The organism is Maribacter sp. HTCC2170 (genome assembly GCF_000153165.2).
Taxonomy (GTDB): Bacteria; Bacteroidota; Bacteroidia; order Flavobacteriales; family Flavobacteriaceae; genus Maribacter_A.
Map to the genome: position 1 here is coordinate 1,951,825 of NC_014472.1, position 23,704 is coordinate 1,975,528.

The 23,704-nt window shown below is 36.7% G+C and carries 26 protein-coding genes; 17 read left to right on the plus strand and 9 right to left on the minus strand.

Annotation, left to right across the window (positions count from 1 at the left end):
- Positions 1 to 203: 203 nt before the first annotated feature.
- Positions 204 to 494 (minus strand): HU family DNA-binding protein, encoded by a 291-nt coding sequence (locus FB2170_RS08595; protein ID WP_013306152.1) that lies wholly within the window; start codon positions 492 to 494, stop codon positions 204 to 206.
- Between the two features lie 126 nt (positions 495 to 620).
- Here FB2170_RS08595 and mutY point away from each other — a divergent pair, with 126 nt between their 5' ends.
- The 4 genes from mutY (at position 621) to gldD (ending at position 4,052) form a co-directional block, all read left to right on the plus strand.
- Positions 621 to 1,658 carry an A/G-specific adenine glycosylase gene (gene mutY, locus FB2170_RS08600; protein ID WP_013306153.1) on the plus strand — a complete coding sequence of 346 codons (1,038 nt, stop codon included), beginning with the start codon at positions 621 to 623 and terminating at the stop codon, positions 1,656 to 1,658.
- Positions 1,659 to 1,683: 25 nt separating this feature from the next.
- Complete coding sequence (locus tag FB2170_RS08605) at positions 1,684 to 2,148, plus strand: single-stranded DNA-binding protein (RefSeq protein WP_013306154.1); 465 nt, start codon at positions 1,684 to 1,686, stop codon at positions 2,146 to 2,148.
- A gap of 61 nt (positions 2,149 to 2,209) precedes the next feature.
- On the plus strand, positions 2,210 to 3,502 hold the full coding sequence (locus tag FB2170_RS08610; RefSeq protein ID WP_013306155.1) for a gliding motility-associated protein GldE: 1,293 nt from the start codon (positions 2,210 to 2,212) through the stop codon (positions 3,500 to 3,502).
- Positions 3,492 to 4,052: a gliding motility lipoprotein GldD gene (gldD, locus tag FB2170_RS08615; RefSeq protein WP_013306156.1), complete on the plus strand. Its 561-nt coding sequence runs from the start codon at positions 3,492 to 3,494 to the stop codon at positions 4,050 to 4,052. Before FB2170_RS08610 ends, gldD begins: the two co-directional genes overlap by 11 nt.
- A gap of 69 nt (positions 4,053 to 4,121) precedes the next feature.
- On the opposite strand, the gene FB2170_RS17430 is transcribed toward gldD, so the two are convergent.
- Both FB2170_RS17430 and FB2170_RS08630 read right to left on the minus strand, forming a co-directional pair.
- A complete protein-coding gene (locus FB2170_RS17430) occupies positions 4,122 to 4,955 on the minus strand; it encodes a hypothetical protein (RefSeq protein ID WP_013306157.1) in 834 nt (277 codons plus the stop codon).
- Position 4,956: 1 nt separating this feature from the next.
- Positions 4,957 to 5,307: a heavy-metal-associated domain-containing protein gene (locus tag FB2170_RS08630; protein ID WP_041632764.1), complete on the minus strand. Its 351-nt coding sequence runs from the start codon at positions 5,305 to 5,307 to the stop codon at positions 4,957 to 4,959.
- Positions 5,308 to 5,440: 133 nt separating this feature from the next.
- On the opposite strand from FB2170_RS08630, the gene FB2170_RS08635 reads away from it, so the two are divergent.
- Positions 5,441 to 6,325 carry a DMT family transporter gene (locus FB2170_RS08635; protein ID WP_013306160.1) on the plus strand — a complete coding sequence of 295 codons (885 nt, stop codon included), beginning with the start codon at positions 5,441 to 5,443 and terminating at the stop codon, positions 6,323 to 6,325.
- Positions 6,326 to 6,358: 33 nt separating this feature from the next.
- Here the strand turns inward: FB2170_RS08635 and FB2170_RS08640 are convergent, their stop codons facing one another.
- Together FB2170_RS08640 and FB2170_RS08645 are read right to left on the minus strand one after the other, a co-directional pair.
- Positions 6,359 to 8,422, minus strand: coding sequence for a M16 family metallopeptidase (locus FB2170_RS08640; protein WP_013306161.1), 2,064 nt, complete (start codon positions 8,420 to 8,422; stop codon positions 6,359 to 6,361).
- A 1-nt stretch (position 8,423) separates the two neighbouring features.
- Positions 8,424 to 9,749, minus strand: coding sequence for a M16 family metallopeptidase (locus tag FB2170_RS08645; RefSeq protein WP_013306162.1), 1,326 nt, complete (start codon positions 9,747 to 9,749; stop codon positions 8,424 to 8,426).
- A 274-nt stretch (positions 9,750 to 10,023) separates the two neighbouring features.
- Here FB2170_RS08645 and rplU point away from each other — a divergent pair, with 274 nt between their 5' ends.
- The 3 genes from rplU (at position 10,024) to FB2170_RS08660 (ending at position 12,039) form a co-directional block, all read left to right on the plus strand.
- Positions 10,024 to 10,575 (plus strand): 50S ribosomal protein L21, encoded by a 552-nt coding sequence (gene rplU, locus FB2170_RS08650; protein WP_013306163.1) that lies wholly within the window; start codon positions 10,024 to 10,026, stop codon positions 10,573 to 10,575.
- 42 nt (positions 10,576 to 10,617) lie between these two features.
- Positions 10,618 to 10,878 (plus strand): 50S ribosomal protein L27, encoded by a 261-nt coding sequence (gene rpmA / locus FB2170_RS08655; RefSeq protein ID WP_013306164.1) that lies wholly within the window; start codon positions 10,618 to 10,620, stop codon positions 10,876 to 10,878.
- Positions 10,879 to 11,076: 198 nt separating this feature from the next.
- Positions 11,077 to 12,039, plus strand: coding sequence for an ROK family protein (locus FB2170_RS08660; protein WP_013306165.1), 963 nt, complete (start codon positions 11,077 to 11,079; stop codon positions 12,037 to 12,039).
- A gap of 155 nt (positions 12,040 to 12,194) precedes the next feature.
- Here the strand turns inward: FB2170_RS08660 and ahcY are convergent, their stop codons facing one another.
- On the minus strand, positions 12,195 to 13,511 hold the full coding sequence (gene ahcY / locus FB2170_RS08665) for an adenosylhomocysteinase (protein WP_013306166.1): 1,317 nt from the start codon (positions 13,509 to 13,511) through the stop codon (positions 12,195 to 12,197).
- An 84-nt stretch (positions 13,512 to 13,595) separates the two neighbouring features.
- On the opposite strand from ahcY, the gene FB2170_RS08670 reads away from it, so the two are divergent.
- From FB2170_RS08670 to FB2170_RS08700, 7 genes are all read left to right on the plus strand, one after another.
- Positions 13,596 to 14,228 (plus strand): 4'-phosphopantetheinyl transferase family protein, encoded by a 633-nt coding sequence (locus tag FB2170_RS08670; RefSeq protein WP_013306167.1) that lies wholly within the window; start codon positions 13,596 to 13,598, stop codon positions 14,226 to 14,228.
- A 17-nt stretch (positions 14,229 to 14,245) separates the two neighbouring features.
- Positions 14,246 to 14,506 (plus strand): hypothetical protein, encoded by a 261-nt coding sequence (locus tag FB2170_RS08675; protein ID WP_013306168.1) that lies wholly within the window; start codon positions 14,246 to 14,248, stop codon positions 14,504 to 14,506.
- Positions 14,490 to 15,122 (plus strand): nicotinamide riboside transporter PnuC, encoded by a 633-nt coding sequence (pnuC, locus tag FB2170_RS08680; protein ID WP_013306169.1) that lies wholly within the window; start codon positions 14,490 to 14,492, stop codon positions 15,120 to 15,122. Before FB2170_RS08675 ends, pnuC begins: the two co-directional genes overlap by 17 nt.
- Positions 15,083 to 15,643, plus strand: a complete 561-nt coding sequence (locus FB2170_RS08685) for an AAA family ATPase (RefSeq protein WP_041632765.1) — start codon at positions 15,083 to 15,085, stop codon at positions 15,641 to 15,643. Before pnuC ends, FB2170_RS08685 begins: the two co-directional genes overlap by 40 nt.
- Complete coding sequence (locus FB2170_RS08690) at positions 15,640 to 17,181, plus strand: DUF4301 family protein (protein WP_013306171.1); 1,542 nt, start codon at positions 15,640 to 15,642, stop codon at positions 17,179 to 17,181. The genes FB2170_RS08685 and FB2170_RS08690 overlap by 4 nt, the downstream gene beginning before the upstream one ends.
- A gap of 229 nt (positions 17,182 to 17,410) precedes the next feature.
- Positions 17,411 to 19,582: a TonB-dependent receptor gene (locus FB2170_RS08695; RefSeq protein ID WP_013306172.1), complete on the plus strand. Its 2,172-nt coding sequence runs from the start codon at positions 17,411 to 17,413 to the stop codon at positions 19,580 to 19,582.
- Between the two features lie 117 nt (positions 19,583 to 19,699).
- Entirely contained in the window at positions 19,700 to 20,680 is a 981-nt protein-coding gene (locus FB2170_RS08700; RefSeq protein WP_041633131.1) for a Gfo/Idh/MocA family protein, read from the plus strand.
- Here FB2170_RS08700 and FB2170_RS08705 read toward each other — a convergent pair.
- Entirely contained in the window at positions 20,677 to 21,114 is a 438-nt protein-coding gene (locus FB2170_RS08705) for a hypothetical protein (RefSeq protein ID WP_049782644.1), read from the minus strand. The genes FB2170_RS08700 and FB2170_RS08705 overlap by 4 nt on opposite strands.
- A 111-nt stretch (positions 21,115 to 21,225) precedes the next feature.
- On the opposite strand from FB2170_RS08705, the gene greA reads away from it, so the two are divergent.
- Positions 21,226 to 21,702 carry a transcription elongation factor GreA gene (gene greA, locus FB2170_RS08710; protein ID WP_013306175.1) on the plus strand — a complete coding sequence of 159 codons (477 nt, stop codon included), beginning with the start codon at positions 21,226 to 21,228 and terminating at the stop codon, positions 21,700 to 21,702.
- Positions 21,703 to 21,782: 80 nt separating this feature from the next.
- Positions 21,783 to 22,175 carry an HIT family protein gene (locus FB2170_RS08715; protein WP_013306176.1) on the plus strand — a complete coding sequence of 131 codons (393 nt, stop codon included), beginning with the start codon at positions 21,783 to 21,785 and terminating at the stop codon, positions 22,173 to 22,175.
- Here the strand turns inward: FB2170_RS08715 and FB2170_RS08720 are convergent.
- Positions 22,162 to 22,518: a hypothetical protein gene (locus FB2170_RS08720; RefSeq protein WP_013306177.1), complete on the minus strand. Its 357-nt coding sequence runs from the start codon at positions 22,516 to 22,518 to the stop codon at positions 22,162 to 22,164. The genes FB2170_RS08715 and FB2170_RS08720 overlap by 14 nt on opposite strands.
- A gap of 3 nt (positions 22,519 to 22,521) precedes the next feature.
- The gene (locus FB2170_RS08725) at positions 22,522 to 23,670 is read right to left on the minus strand and encodes a sensor histidine kinase (RefSeq protein WP_013306178.1); all 1,149 of its coding nucleotides are present in this window, start codon (positions 23,668 to 23,670) and stop codon (positions 22,522 to 22,524) included.
- Positions 23,671 to 23,704 lie beyond the last annotated feature (34 nt).

Consider the following 23,704-nt stretch of genomic DNA (forward strand, 5'->3'; position numbering starts at 1 on the left):
AATTACAGGTTGTATAAACCCGTCGAAATTCTTTTTAGAATTTCTATGTCAATGAACGTATTAAACGAAAAAGTAGTTGAAAACAACTACTTTTTCTTGTGTCGGTTAGCTCTTCTACGCTTCTTGCGCTTATGGGTAGCTACCTTATGTCTTTTTCTTTTCTTACCACTCGGCATAAAGTTCTTATTTTAAAGATTATTATATTATTTTACTTGAACGTTGCTCTTTACTCCTTCTACAAAAACCTTTGCTGGTTTAAATGCCGGAATGTTATGCGCCGGTATTTTAATAGTAGTGTTTTTAGAGATGTTTCTACCAGTTTTTTCTGCTCTGGTCTTTATGATAAAACTACCAAATCCTCTTAGGTAAACATTGTCACCACTTTCCAAAGAAGTTTTCACCTCTTCCATAAAGGATTCAACAGTTGCTTGTACATCTCCTTTTTCAATTCCCAGCTTGTCTGAGATTTTCGATACAATTTCCGCTTTCGTCATCTTGAGTATTATATTTTCTGTATGTTTTTTCGGCTTGCAAATATATAAATTAAATTCAATCTTTTGCTCTAAACAACTAATTTTAAGTATATAAACAGCTACTTTTGGCCATTAGTATTCGAGTACATGATTTTTTCCCAAAAAATTCTTCATTGGTATGCCCAAAATAAGCGAAATCTGCCCTGGCGAAGCACGAAGGATCCTTATAGGATTTGGCTATCTGAAATCATGCTGCAACAGACCAGGGTATCACAAGGATTGCCATATTATTTAAAATTTACCGAACATTTTCCTACGGTTAATGAGTTGGCCGGAGCATCTGAAGAACAGGTGTTAAAACTATGGCAAGGATTGGGATATTATTCTAGAGCAAGAAACCTACACACAACAGCAAAAACTGTGGTCAACGAATATCATGGAAAATTCCCTAATACCTATATAGAACTGTTGAAGCTTAAAGGTGTTGGAGACTACACCGCAAGTGCTATTGCATCAATTTGTTTTGATGAGCCCGAACCCGTGGTTGATGGAAATGTTTATAGAGTACTTTCTAGATATTTTGGAGTAGATATTCCTATAAATGGCACCAAAGGAGTGAAGTATTTCAAGGAATTGGCAAAGGAGGTTATGAATGTTGAAAATATCAGGGATTACAACCAAGGTATTATGGAGTTTGGGGCCATTCAATGTGCCCCAAAGAATCCAGATTGTTCTGTCTGCCCGTTAAATGAAGGTTGTGTTGCACTTAAAAAGAATATAATTAAGGAGTTGCCTATCAAAATAAATAAAACCAAAATAAAAAATCGATATTTTAATTATTTGGTGTTCCTTGATGCAAATAATAGAACGTTGTTACGACAGAGAAAAGGTAAGGGCATTTGGCAAAACCTCTGGGAGTTTCCTTTGTTGGAGACAAATGGAAAAATCAATATTGATGAATTGGGAGGCAAACATCATAATGTTGTATCACTGAATGAAGCCCCTAAGATATATGAGTTCAATCAAGAGGATATTGTTCATAAACTTTCACATCAACACCTACATACAAAGTTTTGGATATTAAAAACTAAAACGAAGTTTAAAGACGGGATTGGGTTTAACGAATTGGACAAATTCCCGGTACCTGTTTTAATTGCAGATTTTATAAAAACATTTAAAATTTAGTACTTTTGACCATTAGACAAAAATTATGAGCGGAACATTGAACAAAGTAATGCTGATTGGGCATTTAGGAGACGAAGTGAAAATGCACTATTTTGAAGGCGGAGGGAGTATAGGTAGATTTCCTATAGCTACCAACGAAACGTATACAAGTAAGCAAACAGGCGAACGTGTAACCAATACAGATTGGCATAATATTGTCGTAAGAAATAAGGCCGCGGAAATTTGTGAAAAATATCTTAGCAAAGGCGACAAGGTTTATGTTGAAGGCCGATTAAAAAACAGGCAATGGCAAGGCGAAGATGGTAATACTAGGTACACTACCGAGGTGCATGTTCAAGACTTTACTTTCTTGTCTACCAAAAAAGAAAGTATGGCAAATGCTCAGTCTAGTGGTCAGCCTCAACAACCTGTGCAACCTCAAGCACCTACCAAAGCTACTGAACCAACTGCCGCTGTAGAACCTGAGCAGGATGATGATTTACCATTTTAGACAATTTAAATCAAAAATATAACTATTGGACCCTGACCCTCTTAGTTTTTTTCTGAGTTTTATGGCTTTCGATAGTGCGTTTATACTCAAAATTTGTGTCCTTCTACTTTTATTGCTTTGTTCCGCATTGATTTCTGGCGCTGAAGTCGCTTTTTTTGGCCTTTCACCAACAGACATCAACGCGATTGAACAGAAAAAGACAGCTAGAGGTAACATTGTAATTAAGTTGTTAGACCGCCCTAGGAAGTTGTTGGCAACAATATTAATAGGGAATAATGCCATTAATATTGGCGTGGTTTTACTTTTTAATGTTATTGGTGACACCTTGTTCTCGGATATAAATTATCAATTATTCAATTTTATTTCTGTCCGTTTTTTACTTGAAGTTGTTGTAGCAACTTTCCTAATATTAATGTTCGGTGAGATATTACCTAAAGTATATGCTAATAGAAATAGAATGAGTTTTGCCCTTTTTATGGCATACCCATTAAAAGCCCTTGATTTTCTTTTTGCCCCATTAAGTTTGCCCATGCGCTATGGGACCATTTTTTTGAACAACAAACTAGGTAAATATAAATCGAACTTAAGTGTGGACCACTTATCACAGGCTTTGGAACTAACCTCTGAGGGCGATACTACGAAAGAGGAACAAAAGCTTTTGGAAGGGATTGTTTCTTTCGGGAATACCGATACCAAACAAGTGATGAGGCCGCGCATTGATTTATTCGCTTTAAGCGAAGACATGAAATTCTTGGATGTTTTAGATGAGATAAAAACCCAAGGCTATTCAAGAATACCTGTGTTCTCAGAAAATATGGACAATGTTTTGGGCGTCCTATACGTGAAAGATCTTTTACCATATATTGACCGCAAGACCTTCAACTGGATTTCGTTGATAAGAGAACCTTATTTTGTGCCAGAGAACAAAAAACTTGATGACTTATTATTGGAGTTTCAGGAAAAGAAAAACCACTTGGCGGTAGTTGTTGATGAGTATGGAGGAACTTCAGGTATTGTCACTTTAGAGGATATTATTGAAGAAATTGTAGGCGATATTAGCGACGAGTTTGATGATGAGGATTTGGTGTACTCAAAACTAGATGATTTCAACTACGTTTTTGAAGGAAAAACGGCTTTGAAAGATTTTTATAGAGTGGTCAAAATTGATGATGAAGAAGATTTTGAGGAACAAAAAGGAGAATCAGAGACCATTGCAGGATTTGTTCTGGAAATTGCCGGAAACTTTCCTAGAAAAGGAGAAAAAGTGACATTTAAAAACTATGTTTTTATTGTAGAAAGTTTGGATAAAAAGAGATTAAAACAAATAAAAGTGATTTTGCCAAATGAGAGTTAAGTGCCTATATCCTATAATAATTATACTCTTGTTCATTTCTGGGTGCAAAGAAGAAGTACTTCCTAAACCCAGGGCTATGATTAGGTTGCAGTACCCAAATAGTGAATACGGTTTAATAAACACGAAGTATTTCCAGTTCAATAAGAATTTGGTGAGCAATTTTAAACAAAAGGACAGTAATTCCCTCATTTTGGACTACCCGACAATGAAAGGGTCTTTATTTCTTACCTATAAAAAAGTTGAAAATAATATAGATCGGTTGTTGATAGATGCCCAAAGATTATCTCTTGAACATGCCGTAAAGGCAGACGGCCCTCCACATGCTTACCCCTATGTTAATGAAGAAAATCAAGTGTATGGAGTATTTTTTGAAGTAATCGGTGATGCTGCCTCCCAAGCCCAGTTTTATGTAACCGATAGCACCAACCACTTTGTTACTGGTTCTCTATACTTCTATACCAAACCCAATTATGATTCTATTTATCCTGCAGCCAGTTATTTACAGAATGATATCAGGGAAATCATGGAAAGTATAAAATGGAAAGAGTAATGACTTGAACAACCAAAACACTTCTAAACTTGTCTTCTTATTAGATTATTTAGCCAAAAAAGGCGCATTTTATTTTAACTCAAATTTAGCTGATTCAAGTAGTTTCTCACCCTCAAATATGTTGAGAATATAATTCCCTGCTTTTAACGACCCTTGAGTAATGCTGATAAAATCACAAATCTCCGAATCTTCTCCCATAAAGAGAAGCTCTATCTTTTTACTAAATTCTTTACCCTTCTCGGTAATGGGGTTATCAATATCCTTAATGATTTTATTATCGGGTCCAATAAATTGAAAGTAAAGTACTTTTTCTTTTTTGACCATGGTCGGGTCTGCCATGATAGCAACGCAACCTCTCAGTTTTTCCACGGTAGAGGCCTTTTCAGATTCCATTGGTTTGCCGCTATTCATTCGAAAACCAGAACCTACAGGTTCTTTAAGTTTTAAGTAATTTATGGTTTTATGTTCATCAGTGTTTCCCAATAGTTTTTCGGCTTTTTCAATACTACTATAAATCTGCTTGCGAAGCGCCTTTACTTTCTCTTCTTCTTCGTTCAACCAAATCTGTTTTTGTTCAGTGAGCGCTTTTCCATTCAAAATCTCGTCTGAATCAAATCGACCCCCAAAACCTTGCATCCAATCCATCATCGCTTTATTTGCATCTTGAAGCATTATTCTTGCCTCTTTATATTGCAGGCCAAGTTCGGTACTATCTTCTTTAACCTTTAATTTACTGACCATTTGCCCCATTGAACTCATCTTTGGCATAACCTCATCGTGAATGGCCATTACCTTTTTCATTTGTTCATTTGAAACGTTGTCAGCGTCTTTTTTTTGCTCTTTGCATGATGAAAAATTTGCTAAAATCAATGCAAATACTAGAATACCTATAATGTTTTTCATTTTATTTTTTGCTTGTGATTGTGACGTCTTTAATGGTGTAGATGTAATCTTTTACCTTGGTATCGGTGATTGTTTTTTGTATTTCTTCTGATGAGACCAATGACGGATTAAATTCGATTTTAGCCTTACCAGATTCATACTTTACCTCCGCAGCGTTAACACCTTTGATTTTGGTCAAATTAGCTTGAATGGCATCTGCACAACCCTCTTGACAAGCCATGCCCTCAATAGAAATATCGGCCATCTTGACCATGGAGGTCAAGCTTGTTTTTGATTCAGATGAGGTGATGCTTTTAGTATTTGAGCAACTGGCAATAATAAATAGAAGTACCAGTGGGATTAATTGTTTCATTTCTTTAATGATTAGTATTCAAATTTACTGAATACTTTAATATGGAATAATCATTTTTCCATATTTCACGCGTTCACAAATTAATTGGTGATATCTCAACCTAAAACACCACATTTGTAAAAAAATATCATAGTTGAACGAATACAATAGAAAATGGATTTACCTTATCATTCTTTCAATAGTATGGGGTTCATCATTTATATTGATTAAAAAGGCCCTTTTGGGATTTTCGGCATTGCAGTTGGGCAGTTTGCGCATTGTTTTTGCTTCTACACTATTACTGATTATTGGCTATCGTAGCTTGAAAAGCATTTCTATAAGAGATTGGAAATGGATTTTAATGGCCGGATTGCTTAGTTCTTTCTTTCCGCCATTTTTGTTCGCTTTGGCACAAACCCAACTTGATAGTGGAGTTACATCTATTTTCAATTCCGCAGTTCCGCTTTTTACCACCATAGTCGGCATAATTTTGTTTGGTGCAATAATCACTAAACGTCAAATTGCTGGTGTGTTGATTGGTCTTTTTGGAACTTTGTCCCTGATTTTAGCTGGAATGGAATTCAACCCTGATAAAAATTATTGGTATTCCATTTTCATCTTGTTGTCTGCTCTTGGTTATGCTTTGAACATAAATATCATTAAAAAACACTTAGGGCATTTGAGCCCTTTAGCTGTTACCACTGGGAGTTTTGCGGTGGCTTTCATACCAGCAATTGTAATTGTTGTTTATTCTGGAGTTTTCAGCCAAATTGGTGAAGACCTTCAAATGCAGAATTCATTATGGTATTTACTGGCGCTTGCTTTCTTAGGTACAGCGGTCGCCAATATTTATTTCAATAAACTTATACATTTGTCAAGTCCTGTTTTTGCTGCTTCGGTTACTTATACCATTCCTATAGTTGCTGTTCTCTGGGGAGTTTGGGATGGTGAGACCATTAATCTTTATCAATTGATTGGAGGTGGAATAATCCTCTTTGGGGTTTATCTGGTGAACCGAAAAAAAAGGCCCTCAGTATAAACTAAAGGCCTTTATTCTTAATAAGAAAATCAATTACTCGAAATCTACATCAGATACGCCTTCATTGATTTTTAGTTCCTTAACCACAAAATCAAATTTTTGAGGTCCCATGGTCTGTATCAATAGAAATGGGAATTTTATACCTGAAACTTCTTGATAGTCGTTATAATCAAAAGTCGTGTTAATTTGCTGTCCTTGGGCTTCGACTTGCACTACATCTTGAATTTTTAATCCAGTTTCTACGTCGTAGAAAGACGTTTTCTCGTCAGTGATTATTATTTTGTAGGCTTTCTTGTCATTGATCACCTCAACACCTTCTAAAGTAACATCGGTATTCAATAGATTTAATTCTGGGAATGGAGCGGATTCTTCCTTGACTTTTTTTAATTCATCTTCACCTAAATCTTTGCGTTGGCCTTGTATAACCATATATCCTTTATCACCGTCAACTACTTGTTTGCTCATTGAATTTCCCATGACCTTTACATCTTGCATAAACTGATCTCTAGATGTTTTCTTGACTTCAAGATTTAATTTCATGCCTTGCATTTCAGCTTCCGCCACCAATGAATAAGATTCAACACCCATTAACTTTTCTTTGCCGCCAATGGCCTCAATATATTTTTCCAGGACAGTTCTAGCTGTTACCCCTTCTGGCAATGCTGCCTGATAATTTGGTTTTTCAGTGCTAGCAGCGAATTTGTCAAAGTATTTTATGGGAATTTTTTTACCATCAATCTTCATTTTTTCAAGATTGTCCAATACTTCACTGCCCTTGCCAGTAACCACGATTTTCGCATTATTCGTACTAATTAGTTTTTGGGCCGTTGCTTGTAATTCATCAACTGTTACTGCATTTATTTTGTCCAAATATGTTCTGTAAAAGTCCTGCGGTAAGTCTTCTGTCAGAATGTTTAGGGCAAACCTAGAAATGGTTTCTGGCCGTTCTAATGCCATTACAAATTCTCCAACATATTCGGCTTTGGCAATTTCCAATTCTTCAGAATCTACTTTTTCGTTTCGAATACGATTCAATTGTTCGATAAAAACAACGACTGCACTATCTGTTACCACATTTCTTACGCTTGCAGAAGCCCTAAATCTTGAAGCATATTTATCAGCCCCAATTCTAGATCCTGCTCCATATGTATATCCTTTGTCTTCTCTAAGGCTACCATTTAAGTAACTACGGAAGCTGCCCCCAAGGACTTTGTTAGCGAGTAATGCAGAAAAGTAATCCTGATCGGTCATTTTTAAATCCACCAAATTTTGCACTGCAATTTCTGATTGTACAGCGTTGGGCATGTCAACAAAATTAATTTGTGAATACTGTGCATTCTTTGGTACTGATAAGGTAAAAACTGGTGGGCTGGCTTTTTGCCAAGATTCAAAGAGGTCGGTTATTTTGTCTTTGATTATCGAGAATTCAACATCGCCAACAACAATTAAATAGGCATTTTTCGGAACGAAATAATCGCGATAATGTGAAGTGATGTTGGCAAGTACTACATTGTTTACCGTTTCTTGGGAAACGAATTCGCCATATGGGTGGTTTAATCCATACGCCAAGGCTGCATCTACCCTTCTTGCAACACTGGAAACACTTTTTTCGTTGGATTTTAATCCGTCTAAAAGAATATCTCTTTCCTTAACAAATTCTTCTTCAGTAAAGTTGGGATTGAGAGCAGCATCTGCTAAAAGTTCTAAAAGTCTATCAGAATATTTTGACAAGCCTCTTGCCCCTCCGCCAGAAGAATTGAAACTTAAAGATGCACCCATAAAATCTACTTCCTCATAGAAGGCATCTTTCTCAACATTAACAGATCCCTTTCCAAGAAGAGAGCCCATAAGGCTACCAACACCGGCTTTTTCACCTTCAATAAAAGGAGGGTTGTCGATGGTCAAGGTAAAAGAAACTCTTGGTAATTTGTGATTTTCCACCACTATTACCTTAAGTCCATTGCCCAACTCAAAACTTTGGGAAGATCCAAAGTTTATTTCTGGGACCGGCCCAATATTTGGTTCTGTGGTGCGATCAATCTGCGCGTTCATTGCTATAACAGCAAATAAAGCTATGCCTGTTATTATATTTTTCATCTTATTTGCTTTCTTTTTGGTTTTCAGGAAGATATTCTAAGAGCAATCTCTGGTTTTTGTTCAGATACTTTTTGGCAACAGCCATTATTTCTTCTCTTGTAATTGAACGGTATAAATCAATTTCAGTATTTATCAAATTAGTATCGCCATATAATTGATAGTAAGTTGCTAAAGATGCAGCAACTCCCTCTAAGGTGGCATTTGAATTCACAAATTGATTTTCGAATTGGTTCAACAATTTCTGATGATCATTTTCAGATATTAGTTCGTTCTGAAGTTTTATTATTTCCTCATCAATCTCAGCAACCAAACTATCTAACGAAGTTTCTCCAAGTGGCAAAGCATAAATGGCATAAATGCCGTAATCTTCCTGACTTAGGTTAAGGGCTTGAACCGCTAAAGACATTTTCTTGTTGTCTACCAGTTTTTTATATAGTTTTGAGCTATTTCCATCACTTAAATAAGTAGAAATCATATCTAGAATTCTAGCGTCCCTAGTTTTAAAAGATGGTGTTCTATAGCAAGCCACAACAGCAGGAATTTGAATATTTGCATCGTAGGCTACTGCTTTGAATTCTTGAGTGATAGGTTCCTCTTTCGGGAAACTTTTTTGGATTTTGGTGCCTTTTGGGATAGGGCCAAAATAATCCTGAATCATTTTCTTTGTTTTTGCAGTCTCTATATCCCCGGCAATAATCAGTACAGCATTATTTGGAATATAAAACTTTTCATTGAAGGCTTTGAACTCTTCTAATGTGGCGGCATCAAGATGTTCCATTGATCCAATGGTCGACCATCTGTAGGGGTGTTCTTTGAAAAGGTTCTTCTTTATTTCCGTCAAAAAATTTCCATAAGGTTGGTTGTCAACCCTTGCTCTTTTTTCTTCCTTTACCACTTCATTCTGTGTGTCCACACCAATTTGCTCGATAACAGGGTGGAGTAACCTTTCGGATTCGAGCCAAAGCCCAGTTTCCAAAGCGTTGGAAGGGAAAACTTCATAATAATAGGTTCTGTCATCGTTTGTTGTCGCGTTGTTTTTGCCGCCTTTAGAGGAAACAATTTTATCCCATTCCCCGCGTCCAATATTCTCGGTGCCCTCGAACAAAAGGTGTTCGAAAAAGTGGGCAAAACCTGTTCTTTCCGGGTTTTCATCTTTTGCACCAACATGGTACGATATTGAGGTAACAACTATAGGAGTTGTCCTGTCTTGATGTAAAATTACATGAAGCCCGTTGTCCAGGTCATATTCCTCATACGAAACCTCTTGGGCCTTGGTTATTGACACCATTAGTAGTGCCAAAAGAATAAATGATAGTCTTAGTTTCATTCTTTCAAGTGTTAGGGTTATATAGTTAATAGTTTATATGTGTTCTCAACTTTGAAATTGTTACACGAATATAAATTTTTCAGAAATAATGAAGGAAAAGTCGGGTTGCTTTAACAAGAAATTAGGGAAGAATTAATTGAATGCTTTGGTTTTCCTCTTTGCTTCGAAACGGACAGATTTTTATTTTTAAAAACCCTTGTACATTAATGAATTAGCAGTATATTTGCACCCGCCTAATGCGAAATTGGGTAGTAATTTAAACTAAATATACGCTATGTATGCAATTGTAGAGATGGCAGGGCAGCAATTTAAGGTTGCGAAAGACCAAAAAGTATATGTTCACCGTTTGCAAACAGAAGAAGGTAAAAAGGTAACTTTTGACAATGTTCTTTTGTTGGATGATGGTAAGAATGTAACTGTTGGCGCCCCGGCTATAGACGGAGCCGCTGTTGAGGCTAAAGTCGTTAAGCACCTAAGAGGTGACAAAGTTATCGTCTTTAAAAAGAAAAGACGTAAAGGTTATGCAGTTAAGAATGGTCATCGCCAATCTTTGACTGAAATAATTGTTGAAAGCATTATCGCCAAAGGCGCTAAGAAAACAGCTGCACCTAAAGCAAAAGCTGAACCAAAGGTTGCCGCTCCTAAAAAAGCTGCACCCCAAACAGCAGCTAAAAAGGCAACCCCTAAAAAGGCAGCTCCTAAGAAAGAGGCTGTTGACCTTAGTAAAAATACTGTTGCTGAGTTAAAAGAAATGGCAAAGGCCAAAGGAATTGAAGGTATTTCTTCAATGAAAAAGGCTGATTTAATTGCCGCTTTAAGTAAATAAGTTAATTTTGACCAGAAACCAAGGTCAATAAAATAATATATCATGGCACATAAGAAAGGTGTAGGTAGTTCTAAGAACGGTAGAGAATCAGAATCGAAACGTTTAGGTGTTAAGATTTTTGGTGGCCAGGCCGCCATTGCTGGTAATATCATCGTTAGACAACGAGGTACAAAGCATAACCCAGGAGATAACGTTTATGCAGGTAAAGATCATACTTTGCATGCAAAAGTAGACGGAATGGTAAAATTCGAAAAGAAATCAGGAGGTAAATCCTATGTTTCTATCGAGCCTTTTGAGGCATAGAAATTTCTCTTTTTAACAATATTAAAACCCTTTCCAATTTGGAAAGGGTTTTTTGTTTAAATCGTATTGATTATTGCTGTTAAAAGTGCATTTTTTGCTTAAAATTCCATTAGAAATTAAAGTACTATGTAGTATCTTTCATATGCGAAAGAAGGCTTGTGTGAAAAGCACAATAATTTATATATTAAACAACTTCAAATGGATTTAGCAATAGGAATTGACATAGGAGGAACGAAGACCAAAATAGGATTAGTAAACAAAGAAGGACATTGTTTGGAAGATGCTTTCTTTAGGACGAGAGATTATCCAGATATTGAAGATTATTTGGACAAAATAAAAAGTACGGTTGACGAAATCAAACAAAAATTTCCAGGAGATGTTGAGATAATAGGTTGCGGAATAGGCGCCCCTAATGCATCAAGCAAAAATGGAACTATAGAAAATGCTTCGAATTTACTTTGGAAAGGAACTGTTCCAATTCTTGATAAACTAAAAGAACGAATTCCTGTACCCATGAAGATAATGAATGACGCTAGTGCGGCAGCTTTAGGGGAAATGCTCTTTGGCAATGCAAAGGGGATGAAAGATTTTATCGTTGTCACCCTAGGAACTGGCTTTGGGTCTGGAATTGTAGCCAATGGAAAATTAATTGATGGGTATGATGGTTTTGCAGGTGAATTGGGACATATAGATATGACTATTGGGGACGGCAGATTAACGGGTCAAGGTGTAAGGGGAGGTCTAGAGGCCTATGTTTCAGCTACAGGTTTAAAACGTACTATTTTATTTATGATGAGTAAGTATATGGACGATAGTAGGTTTAGGGATATCGCTTTTAATGACCTTCATGGCGAAGATATTACAAAGGCGGCAGAGGAAGGAGATACGATAGCATTAAAGTCTTTTGACTTCACTGCTGAAATATTAGGACAAGCTCTGGCCAATTTCACTGCTTTTACGCAACCAGAAGCTTTCTTTTTAATGGGAGGGCTCGTTAATAGTGGAAAGTGGATATTTGACCCGCTGGAAAAATATTTTGAAGAACATTTATTGGAGTTTTATAAAGGGAAAGTTAAACTTTTGAGGTCCGGTCTGCCTGGAAGAGCTACGCCAATTTGTGGGGCAGCTGCGCTTATTTGGGAAGAACATTCGGAGCAATAATGTGAAATGACTTTGGCATTGTCCATGATTGATTTAATGAAAGCTATTTCTGTTGATCTCCAATGGTTATAACGTTTATCATTCCAGTAAATATTATAAAAACAAAAGCCCTGTGATTCACAGGGCTTTTGTTTTTTCAATAGTAGAATACTAAATCAATATCTATAATATTCTGGCTTAAAAGGACCATTTACTGTAACCCCAATATACTCTGCCTGATCTTCACGTAGTTCAGTAAGTTCTGCCCCCAATCTGGAAAGATGTAATTTGGCCACTTTCTCATCTAAATGTTTCGGTAGCATATAAACTTCGTTCTTATAGGAATCACTGTTTTTCCATAATTCAATTTGGGCCAAAGTTTGGTTTGTAAATGAATTACTCATTACAAAACTTGGGTGGCCAGTAGCACAACCCAGATTTACCAATCTTCCTTCGGCCAATACAATAATATCCTTGCCGTCAATAGTATACTTATCAACCTGCGGTTTTATTTCATCCTTGGTAGAACCGTAGTTTTCATTCAACCATGCCATATCTATTTCATTATCAAAATGCCCGATATTACAAACAATGACCTTATCTCGCATGGCCCTAAAATGTTTGGCCTGTATAATATCTTTATTTCCGGTTGTGGTGATTACAACATCGGCATTACCTACAACATTTTCCAGTTTTTTGACTTCAAAACCATCCATACAGGCTTGTAGCGCACAAATTGGGTCAATTTCAGTAACGGTCACAATGGCTCCCGCTCCTTTAAAAGAGGCAGCGGTTCCTTTACCTACATCACCATAACCCGCAACTACGACACGCTTACCTGCCAACATAGTATCAGTGGCCCTACGAATAGCGTCAACTGCACTTTCGCGACAACCGTATTTATTATCGAATTTAGATTTTGTAACCGAATCGTTCACGTTGATTGCCGGCATTGGCAATGTGCCATTCTTTACTCTTTCATATAAACGGTGAACACCAGTGGTGGTTTCTTCAGAAAGTCCTTTTACAGCACTTGCCAGTTCTGGGTATTGGTCCAAAACCATATTGGTAAGATCCCCACCATCATCCAATATCATATTCAATGGTTGACGATCTTCCCCAAAGAACAAAGTTTGCTCTATGCACCAATCAAATTCTTCCTCATTCATACCTTTCCATGCATATACAGGAATTCCAGCTGCTGCTATAGCTGCTGCTGCATGATCTTGAGTTGAAAAAATATTACAGGAGCTCCAGGTCACATCAGCACCAAGAGCAACGAGCGTTTCAATTAAAACTGCCGTCTGTATTGTCATATGTAAGCATCCTGCGATACGAGCACCCTTTAGCGGTTGTTCAGTTTTATACTCTTTTCTTAGAGCCATTAGTCCTGGCATTTCTGCTTCGGCCAATTCAATCTCTTTTCTTCCCCAATCCGCTAGAGAAATATCTTTTACCTTATAGGGTACATATGAAACAGTTTTGGTAGACATATCCTTTTTTCTTTTTACTTTCGTTGTTAACTATTGCGCTTCTTTTTTAAGAGTGGCAAAGTTACGAATATCCTAAATAACACCATGCCTCTTTATAAGACAATACAGGTAACACCGGAAATCACAGTTTACATTTGGAAAATTGAAGAGTCTGAAGAGAAACTAGCCGATGGTATTAGACTTACTGACCATTGTCAAAACCGTTTGGACGGAATGAAATCTGAAATGCATCGTCGTGGCTTTCTCAGCATTAGACATTTAATGGCCGAAGCTGGTTATGAGGACAAAGATTTGTATTATGATGCTAATGGAAAGCCCCATTTACATGATGGCAATCATATAAGCATAACTCATTCACATCATTTTACCGGGATTATTGTTAGCACTACTGATGAAGTTGGAATTGATGTTGAAATGCAACGCGAAAAAATTACTCGGATTGCCTATAAATTCACCCCTTTGGAAGCTTATGAGCATATTAAAAACCCAAACGATCTAGTGCGTAAGTTTACCATTGTTTGGGGGTGTAAGGAGTCGCTATATAAAATCCACGCTACCCAGGGCCTTAGTTTTTTCAGGCATATTTATATTGAGGATTTTGAATTTTCGAATACAATAATTGAAGGATTGATTGCGTATGAGGGAGATACTTCATATTATAATCTTCAGTTTTTGGAGTTTGAAGGGTTCACTTGTGTTTATGCAGTAAAGAAATAGGAAATTAAAATTTGAATATGGAAATTTCAGTTGAACTCACTTTTTCTCCTCTTCAAAATGATTTTGAAGAGCATATCATCAATTTTATTAAAAAATTAAGGGCTTCAGGGCTTACTGTTCTTGAGAACCCATTGAGTACTCAAGTTTTCGGAACCTATGATGAGGTTATGCGGGTTTTGAATGTTGAGATCAAACAAGCTTTTGAACTAATGGATAAAGGTTTATTGTACATCAAAGTCGTAAAATCTGATCGCAGCGAGTATGAGCCACATTTTTGATTTTTTATTTGATGCCTATCGCGGCAAAGAAGTCTATATTATTGTCTTGGAAGCCATCGTGTTGGTTTTTGGAATATTAAGTGTTTGGTACGCCAAAAAAGAAAATATTCTGGTATACCCTACAGGTTTAGTTGCTACGGTAATAACAGTCTATTTGTTCTTCAAGGATGGTTTATTGGGCGATATGATGATGAATTTTTACTGGTCGGCAATGAGTATTTTTGGCTGGTGGAACTGGGCCCGAAGGAAGGGAGAGGAAAAAGTAGTGAAAATCACTAGGACCACTCAAAAGGAGAAAGCCATAGGCTTTGGTCTATTTGTGGCAACTATGGGAATTAATTATGGGGTTTATAAGGCCTTTGGTACTGACATAGAACCTTTAAATTATATAGATATTTTTACATCTGGGATCTTCTTTACGGCAATGTGGTATATGGCGTTGAAAAAACTGGAAAACTGGACACTTTGGATTTTTGCTGACTTAATAACCATTCCACTTTACGCTTCTAGAGGATGGGGAATGTTATCTTTTCAATATATTATATTTACAATACTTGCCGTACAGGCTTATTTCGCATGGAAGAAAAATTTAGACAAGAGCCCTCGGACATCTTAAAGGTTGTATTGTTCGGACCAGAATCAACGGGAAAAACTACGTTGTCGGAGCAATTGGCAAGACATTATAATACCGTTTGGGCTCCTGAATATGCGAGGAGGTATTTACAGGATAAATGGAACAATGAAAGAAAGACCTGCGAGCCAAAAGACTTGCTCCCTATCGCCGAAGGGCAAATGAAATTGGAGAATGATCTTGTAAAAAAGGCAACAAAAATACTTATTTGTGATACGGATCTTCTAGAAACAAAGGTCTATTCTGAGGCGTACTATTTGGGGTATTGCGATCCCATGCTTGAAAAATATGCATTAGAGAATAAGTATGATTTGTATTTTTTGACCTATATAGATATACCATGGGAAGCTGATGATCTTCGTGACAAGCCTAATGAACGGGAACGCATGTTCTTATACTTTAAAAACACATTGGTAAAATATAATAGGAAATTTATTACCTTGAAGGGGGATAAGAAAACACGCTTGAAAACAGCTATTGAACATATTGATAATTTATTGAAATGATGCAACTTACTGAGGACGATTTAAAACAAATTGCAGCGAAAGGAATAAAAAAAGAGAAGGTTAGGAATCAAGTTGAGATTTTTAAAGAAGGTATTCCATTTGTGAACCTTGTAAATGCTGCCGTTGTGGGTGAGGGCATAAGCAAATTTACGGTACGTGAGCAGAAATCATTGATAACCAAATATGAAGGCTTAAAGAGCCAATTAACACTTCTGAAGTTTGTGCCAGCATCAGGCGCTGCCTCAAGAATGTTCAAGGCACTTTTTAGCTTTTTGGATGAATTTGATCCAGCCAAGGAAACCTTTGAGGAGTATTTTGAGCGAACTGGTGATAAAGACCTGCAAGCATTTTCAGAAAAAATAGAATACTTTCCATTTTATGAATTGGTTCGCGACCATATCAAAGGCTTGGCAACTAACGAAAGTGAGGCGCTTTATCTTTTTGTGAAGGAAATGATGTCTGAAGATGCTTTGAATTATGGGTTTTATCCGAAAGGGTTATTACCATTCCATAATTACGGGGACCATTCCGCAACACCCTTTGAGGAGCATTTGAAAGAGGCATCCGATTACGCAAAGAATGGCGATGAAGCCAATTTGCACTTTACAATTTCTGAGCAACATATTAAAATGTTTACGAAAGAGTATGGCGCCATCTATGATCGTCTAGCAAAGGAAACCAAAACTGTTTTCAATATTGGGTATTCCTATCAAAAGGCGTCAACGGATACCATCGCTGTTGATAATGAGAATAATCCCTTCCGGAATTCTGATGGTTCTTTACTTTTTAGACCTGGTGGTCATGGGGCTTTGATTGAAAATTTGAATGAGGAAGATGCCGATATCATCTTTATTAAAAACATTGATAATGTTGTTGTTCCTGAGGCACAGGAAGAACTTGCAAAGAGTAAAAAGGTACTGGCGGGGTTACTTTTAAAAGTACAAGAAAAAGCCTTTAAGTTTGCTAAATTACTTGACGACAATAAGCTATCTGCGGATGTAATGTTGGAGATTAAGGAGTTTCTTGAAAAGGACCTGAATGTTCGCTTTATAGATAAGTATGCTGGTTTTAGTATAGGCGAACAGATTGAGATTTTAAAGGACAAAATAAATAGACCAATTCGCATCTGCGGTATGGTAGAAAATGAAGGAGAACCTGGAGGAGGTCCATTCTGGATCAGAAATGTTCACAATCATGTTTCCTTACAGATCATTGAATCTGCGCAGATTGATATGAATGATGAAAAACAATTAGGTATTTTAAAGAATTCCACTCATTTTAATCCAGTAGATCTTGTTTGCGGGGTTAAGAATTTCAAAGGGGAAAAGTATAATCTACTAAATTTTGTTGATCATAAACAAGGTTTCATTACTGGGAAAACCCAGGAAGGACGTGAACTCAAAGCTTTGGAGTTGCCCGGCCTTTGGAATGGTGCTATGGCCTATTGGAATTCAATTTTTGTTGAAGTTCCGTTATCTACGTTCAATCCGGTTAAAACTGTAAACGATTTGCTTAAACCTACCCATCAGGTTCAATAAAAAGAAAATCATTTATTTATTATGCCGATTTAGTTTTCGGTAGTACATTTGCCCCATCTCAAAGGGGTGCTGGTTTAACTGGCTGAGATTATACCCAATGAACCTGGGCGGGTAATGCTGCTAAGGGAGGCAATTGTTGCCATTTGGATTTTCCAATGTTTCTATAGAAACAAAAATCAATTTTAACTAAGAATAATAGCCCCTTTTATTCGTAACCATCGTATTACGAATGAAAACTATTTTCACAACTTTTGCCCTGATTGGGCTTACAATGGGCATATCGGCCCAGGAAACCCAACAGGATTCTCTTGAAGGAAAAAAAATAACCCTCGATGAGGTCTTTGTTTCTGGAGTCCGGGTTACCAAAGAATCACCAGTTACTTTTTCCAACTTAACAAAGGAAGATGTAAAATCAAGAAACCTAGGTCAGGACATTCCTATTTTAATGAACTTCTTACCTTCAGTGGTAACAACATCAGATGCAGGAGCAGGTATTGGTTATACCAGCCTTAGGGTTAGGGGTAGTGATGCAACAAGAGTTAATGTGACCATTAACGGGATACCTTATAACGACCCGGAATCACATGGGACATTCTGGGTGAACATGCCCGATTTTTCATCTTCGACCGAAAGTTTACAATTGCAACGTGGTGTGGGAACATCAACAAATGGGGCAGGTGCATTTGGTGCTAGCTTAAATGTATTAACAGATGGTTATGCCGAGGAAGCCTTTGGGCAAATTTCATCTTCAATAGGTAGTTTCAATACATTGAAAAATTCAGTGAAATTCAGTACAGGTTTGTTGAATGATCATATTGAAATAGCCGGTAGATTGTCAAGAATCACTTCAGACGGATATATTGATCGCGCCTCTTCTGAACTCGATTCATATTTTCTTCAGGGTGCTTATAAAAGTGATAACACCTTGGTAAAAGCTCTGCTTTTTGGAGGGCATGAAATAACATACCAAGCTTGGTATGGGATTGATGCAGCAACCTTGGAAACAGACCGAACCTTTAACCCATCTGGAATACATACAGATGAAAATGGGAATACCCGGTTTTACGAAAAGGAAGAAGACAATTACAAACAAAATCATGCACAACTACTTTGGAACCAAAAGTTGAATAATGATTGGAGTACCAATCTTGCATTTCATTATACAAAAGGACGAGGATATTTTGAGCAGTTTAAAGAAGAAGAAGATTTTTCTACTTATGGTTTTCAACCATTTACTGTTGATGGTGAAGAAATTAATACAACTGATTTAATACGGCGAAGATGGTTGGATAATGATTTTTATGGAGCTGTATTCTCAACAAAATATAGTAATGAGGAGCTCGATTTTATATTGGGAGGGGCTTGGAATAAATATGAAGGAGGACATTTTGGAGAGGTTATTTGGGCCGAATACGCTCCTGGGAGCAGGATAAGGAATAGGTATTATGATAACGATTCAGAAAAGACTGATTTTAATATCTATGCCAAAGCCAATTATAAGTTAGATGAAAATTGGAGTTTGTTTGGCGATTTACAATACAGAGCTGTTGGTTATCAGGCAAATGGTGAGGATACTGGTTTGGTTGATGATACCTTTAATTTCTTCAATCCAAAAGCAGGAATCACCTTTGATTTGAATCAAAACAATAATTTTTATTTCTCTTATGCCCAAGCAAACCGTGAGCCTAATAAAAATGATTATGAGAATGGAAGCCCAAAACCAGAGAAGTTGAATGATTTTGAATTGGGATGGCGTTATGTTTCACCGAGTGTTAAAGTGAATACCAATGTTTATTATATGGGTTATAAGGATCAACTTGTACTTACGGGGGAATTGAACGATGTTGGGGCACCGTTGAGGTCCAATGTAGGAGATAGTTATAGATTGGGACTTGAAATAGATGCCAATGTTAGTTTGGGGAATAAATTCGCCATAGGTCCTAATATTGCGATTAGTTCTAACAAGAATAGAGATATTGTTTTTCAACGTGATGGAGTTTTACAGGAATTGGGAAATACCAACATAGCGTTTTCTCCAGGAATCATTGTAGGAAATAGATTTGACTATTTACCCAACGAAAAGTTACAATTGTCATTGTTAAGTAAATACGTTGGGGAACAATATATGGGTAATATTGATTCTGATGGCTCAAAATTGGAATCCTATTCCCAGACCGATTTAAATGTGCAATACCTTATTGAAACCAACTCATTTATTAAGAGTATAGCACTATCATTATTGGTGAACAATATACTTGACAAAGAATATGTATCGAACGGTTATTTCTATACTTATGATGATACATGGTCAGTTCCTAATTCGACAACAACTATCGAAGGCGCTGGGTATTATCCACAGGCGGGAATCAATATGTTATTGGGAGCGACTTTAAGTTTTTAATCCAATATGTTGAGTACTTAAAAGTGTTTGTTTGAAAGAATAAGCACTTTTTTTTGTTTAAAACACTGGACTTAATTTGTAGTTTTAGATGGAATTATAATGATACAATTTGATTCGATGGGCCAAATAAAAAATATTAAATGGGGATTTATTGGTTGTGGTTCGGTAACCGAGATAAAAAGTGGTCCTGCTTATCAACAAATTAAGGGTTTTGAAGTATATGGAGTGACTCGGAGGAGTAAACTCAAGGCAATTGACTACGCCAAACGGCACAATATTCCACAAGTATTTGAAAATGCAGATGATTTAATCAATAGTAAGAATATTGATGCTGTTTACATAGCAACCCCTCCAGATTCGCATTTATATTATGCGTTAAAAGTTGCCAACGCTGGCAAACCATGCTGTATAGAAAAGCCTATGGCTCCAAACCATAAAGAAAGTTTGAAAATATTCAATGCATTCCATAGCAAGAGTATTCCTTTATTCATTGCCTATTACCGCCGTTCATTACCAAGATTCAATAAAGTAAGAGAGTTATTAGAGGAAGAAGCAATTGGTAAAGTACGTCATGTCAGATGGTATCTATCCAAACCACCCAATCAGTTGGACTTGAATAGGGAGCCAAATTGGCGAACTGATGCAAGAGTCGCCCCAGGCGGCTATTTTGATGACTTGGCAAGTCACGGGCTCGATTTGTTTATGTATCTGTTGGGAGATGTTAAGGAGGCTTGTGGTTTTGCTACGAATCAACTGGGTTTATATTCGGCAAAGGATGCCATTGTAGGTAATTGGATACATCAAAGTGGTGTAACCGGAGAGGGTAGCTGGAATTTTGGGAGTTTCAAGAGAGAAGATAAAGTGGAGATTATTGGAAGTAATGGCAATATTACATTTTCTGTTTTTGATGAAGCACCAATAATTCAGGAGAATACCAATGAAGTTCAAGAGTTTAATATTTCAAATCCCAAGCATATTCAGGAATATCATGTATTGAACATCCAAAATCACTTAACTGGAAAATTGACCCATCCATCTTTGGGAAAAACGGGATTACATACCAGTTGGGTAATGGATAAAATATTGGGTGTTCTTTAATTGGAAACGCTCAATACATTTCCACCAAAACTCGTTCTATATTCCAACATATCATAATAGCGTTTGCCATCATCTGGTCTGTTCAACATTTGCCCTGTGAACAGACTATATTCATAATCCTCGCAAGAGCAGGTTGCTGTTTGTCCATTTAGTTCCATGGTCGAACATTGGTTGGGGGCATGGTTGGGACAACTGGCCTCAAATGCACGAAACTGGTTGAACCCTGCATTAATTACAAAAACGCCTGCCGTACCTACACCGGCCGAACCTACATAAATTGCATTTCCCGTATTTGTCAAGGGGCTGTACAACGGTAAATTCAGGTTCATATCAAACCTAAAACCAATTTCCTGTAAGTAAGGATTCCTGTTCGTAGTATCAGTATTACATGATAATAAAAAGACTATAAAAAATAAGGCACAATAGCGACTCATAGTACGTTTTCTAATAAGTGAAACTTCCGCAAAATTGAGCAAAAAATATGTATCTTTGCGTTAAATCCTCTTTAAAAAAGGGGATTTTCCTATTTATTAAACGATGAAGCTATGAGTAACGTATCTTATTACACGGCAGAAGGCTTAAAAAATTTGAGAGATGAGTTGAATCAACTTAAAGATGTTGAGCGACCAAAAGCCTCCCAGGCAATTGCAGAGGCCAGGGATAAGGGAGACTTGTCTGAAAATGCGGAATATGACGCTGCCAAAGAAGCGCAAGGTCTTTTAGAATTGAGAATTTCTAAACTGGAAGATACTGTGGCCAATGCCAGATTAATCGATGAATCTCAATTAGATACTTCGAAAGTGTTGGTGTTATCAACGGTAAAACTTAAGAACCAGGCCAACGGTATGGAAATGAAATATACTTTGGTGGCAGAAAGTGAAGCCGATCTAAAAACAGGCAAGATTTCGGTAAACTCGCCAATTGGTAAAGGCCTGTTAGGTAAAGAAGTAGGCGATACAGCTGAAATCACTGTGCCAAATGGTAAAATCACTTTTGAGATTTTAGAAATTACCAGAGAATAGATAATCATAAATCTTTATATTTAATCCTATCGAATTTTGATAGGATTTTTTTTTGGATTGAAACTAAAAACTAAACTACCATGGCCAGTATTTTCACCAAGATTATTAACGGAGAAATTCCTTGTTATAAAATAGCCGAAGATGAAAATTTCTTTGCTTTTTTGGACATTAATCCCAATGCCATTGGGCATACTTTATGTATCCCAAAAAAAGAGGTTGATAAAATTACAGATTTGGATGCAGACACCTATCTGGGTCTTATGTCATTTTCAATGAAAATAGGCAAAGCAATTGAAGCATCCTTGGATTGTAAGCGTGTAGGGATGACCGTAATCGGATTGGAAGTGCCACATGTTCATGTGCATATGATTCCTTTGAATACTATGAAAGAAGCCACCTTTCAGCATAAGGTTTCTCTAACCCAAGAAGAATTTGAAACTATTGCCAGGAAAATCATTTCTAAAATCGAATAATGCCAGATTGCCATAAATAGATCCCAACACCAATCAAAACAATGGCGGAAATTATTAGAACATAGAACAACGAGGTAAATTTTATTGAAATCTTTTCTGGCGTAACCATCTTTTGATAATAGTTGAACGTTCGTTCAATATCATCTGTCCAATTCACGGGGTAAATTAGAGATTCACATTTGTTACATTTTATTTTGTTACGCACTTCATTGGTGGTTCTGTCATATAACTTCCCGTATTTATGTTTTTGCTGAAAAGTGATTTTCATGTCCTGATTAAAACATTCAGGACAATTGTTGGTAATATCAGCTTCTTTGATAGTTTCAAATCTTTCCTTCGCCATGACTTAACTGTTAACTTTTAAAGATATCTGCATTATTGTTCCCTCTTTCCCAGAAGAAAGCACCTTTACCTTTCCTTGATGATATTCTTCCACTATTCTTTTAACGAGTGACAACCCAAGACCCCAACCTCTTTTTTTTGAAGTCACTCCTGGATTGAAAATGGTATGATATTCGCTTTTTGCAATTCCACCCCCTGTGTCCGCCACTAGAATATTCACGTATTTGCCGGCAGGAATAATGTCGATTGCAATACTCCCTTTGCCTTTCATGGCATCTATTCCGTTTTTAACTAGATTTTCAATTGTCCAATTATATAGTGATTGATTCAGTAGAACAGGAAGCTTTTGGGTTTTGGTGTTAAAGGAAAAATGAATCAACTTAGAACTCCTACGTTTTAAATAGTCGTAGGCTTCTTTTGTTTCCTCTACTATGTCAAATTCCTTTAGTTCGGGTAATGAACCTATTTTTGAGAAACGTTCTGTAATAGTTTCAAGTCGAGATATATCTTTTTCTATTTCCTTTGTGATTTCAGGGTTTATTTTTTCATTCTTGAGCAATTCGTTCCAGCCCAAGAGTGATGAGAGTGGAGTGCCGATTTGATGGGCTGTTTCCTTTGCCATACCTGCCCAAAGTTTGTTCTGTTCTGAAGCTTTGTTGGTCTTGAAGAAAAAGAAAATAACTGCCGCGAAGAGTAGAATAATCAATAACAAAGCAATAGGATAATATTTTAATTTGTTCAGTACTTCAGAGTTCCCGTAATATAAAGTGGCCAAATGTTCTCCTTGTTGATCAATGAAGATAGGCATGTTCTCGCCTTGGAATTTTTTGATGCTTTCTTGAACATATGTAGAATTTTCAACCTTTTCCTTGGGCATGTTATTGGTTTTGATAGAACCGTCCTTATTGACCAATATCATTGGGGTTGATGTGTTGTTTTGAAATACTTTTAAGGTGAGATTGCCTAAGTCTAAATCTTCAGAGGATTGCAAAAATTCGGAATGGGCGGTTGCCCAAATCTCCATTTTTAAGCGCTCTTCCTCTTTGAATTTTTTAAAGAAACTATTGGTGTTCCATAAAATCAAACTTACGATAGCAAAGGCCACAGCAAGTAAAATAAAATTGGAAGTTTTTTTTTGAGGATTAAAATTCATCCAGTTGGTTTGTTGCTTTAAAGATAACGTAAAA

Coding starts and splice junctions, on each gene's coding strand:
- FB2170_RS08705 (WP_049782644.1), bottom strand. CDS start 21,114: ATGAGTCGCTATTGTGCCTTATTTTTTATAGTCTTTTTATTATCATGT.
- FB2170_RS08700 (WP_041633131.1), top strand. CDS start 19,700: ATGGGCCAAATAAAAAATATTAAATGGGGATTTATTGGTTGTGGTTCG.
- FB2170_RS08725 (WP_013306178.1), bottom strand. CDS start 23,670: ATGAATTTTAATCCTCAAAAAAAAACTTCCAATTTTATTTTACTTGCT.
- FB2170_RS08675 (WP_013306168.1), top strand. CDS start 14,246: ATGGAAATTTCAGTTGAACTCACTTTTTCTCCTCTTCAAAATGATTTT.
- FB2170_RS08685 (WP_041632765.1), top strand. CDS start 15,083: ATGGAAGAAAAATTTAGACAAGAGCCCTCGGACATCTTAAAGGTTGTA.
- FB2170_RS08715 (WP_013306176.1), top strand. CDS start 21,783: ATGGCCAGTATTTTCACCAAGATTATTAACGGAGAAATTCCTTGTTAT.
- FB2170_RS08610 (WP_013306155.1), top strand. CDS start 2,210: ATGGCTTTCGATAGTGCGTTTATACTCAAAATTTGTGTCCTTCTACTT.
- rplU (WP_013306163.1), top strand. CDS start 10,024: ATGTATGCAATTGTAGAGATGGCAGGGCAGCAATTTAAGGTTGCGAAA.
- FB2170_RS08660 (WP_013306165.1), top strand. CDS start 11,077: ATGGATTTAGCAATAGGAATTGACATAGGAGGAACGAAGACCAAAATA.
- FB2170_RS08640 (WP_013306161.1), bottom strand. CDS start 8,422: ATGAAAAATATAATAACAGGCATAGCTTTATTTGCTGTTATAGCAATG.
- FB2170_RS08645 (WP_013306162.1), bottom strand. CDS start 9,749: ATGAAACTAAGACTATCATTTATTCTTTTGGCACTACTAATGGTGTCA.
- FB2170_RS08695 (WP_013306172.1), top strand. CDS start 17,411: ATGAAAACTATTTTCACAACTTTTGCCCTGATTGGGCTTACAATGGGC.
- mutY (WP_013306153.1), top strand. CDS start 621: ATGATTTTTTCCCAAAAAATTCTTCATTGGTATGCCCAAAATAAGCGA.
- rpmA (WP_013306164.1), top strand. CDS start 10,618: ATGGCACATAAGAAAGGTGTAGGTAGTTCTAAGAACGGTAGAGAATCA.
- pnuC (WP_013306169.1), top strand. CDS start 14,490: ATGAGCCACATTTTTGATTTTTTATTTGATGCCTATCGCGGCAAAGAA.
- FB2170_RS08720 (WP_013306177.1), bottom strand. CDS start 22,518: ATGGCGAAGGAAAGATTTGAAACTATCAAAGAAGCTGATATTACCAAC.
- FB2170_RS08595 (WP_013306152.1), bottom strand. CDS start 494: ATGACGAAAGCGGAAATTGTATCGAAAATCTCAGACAAGCTGGGAATT.
- FB2170_RS08690 (WP_013306171.1), top strand. CDS start 15,640: ATGATGCAACTTACTGAGGACGATTTAAAACAAATTGCAGCGAAAGGA.
- gldD (WP_013306156.1), top strand. CDS start 3,492: ATGAGAGTTAAGTGCCTATATCCTATAATAATTATACTCTTGTTCATT.
- FB2170_RS08605 (WP_013306154.1), top strand. CDS start 1,684: ATGAGCGGAACATTGAACAAAGTAATGCTGATTGGGCATTTAGGAGAC.
- greA (WP_013306175.1), top strand. CDS start 21,226: ATGAGTAACGTATCTTATTACACGGCAGAAGGCTTAAAAAATTTGAGA.
- FB2170_RS08670 (WP_013306167.1), top strand. CDS start 13,596: ATGCCTCTTTATAAGACAATACAGGTAACACCGGAAATCACAGTTTAC.
- FB2170_RS08630 (WP_041632764.1), bottom strand. CDS start 5,307: ATGAAACAATTAATCCCACTGGTACTTCTATTTATTATTGCCAGTTGC.
- FB2170_RS17430 (WP_013306157.1), bottom strand. CDS start 4,955: ATGAAAAACATTATAGGTATTCTAGTATTTGCATTGATTTTAGCAAAT.
- ahcY (WP_013306166.1), bottom strand. CDS start 13,511: ATGTCTACCAAAACTGTTTCATATGTACCCTATAAGGTAAAAGATATT.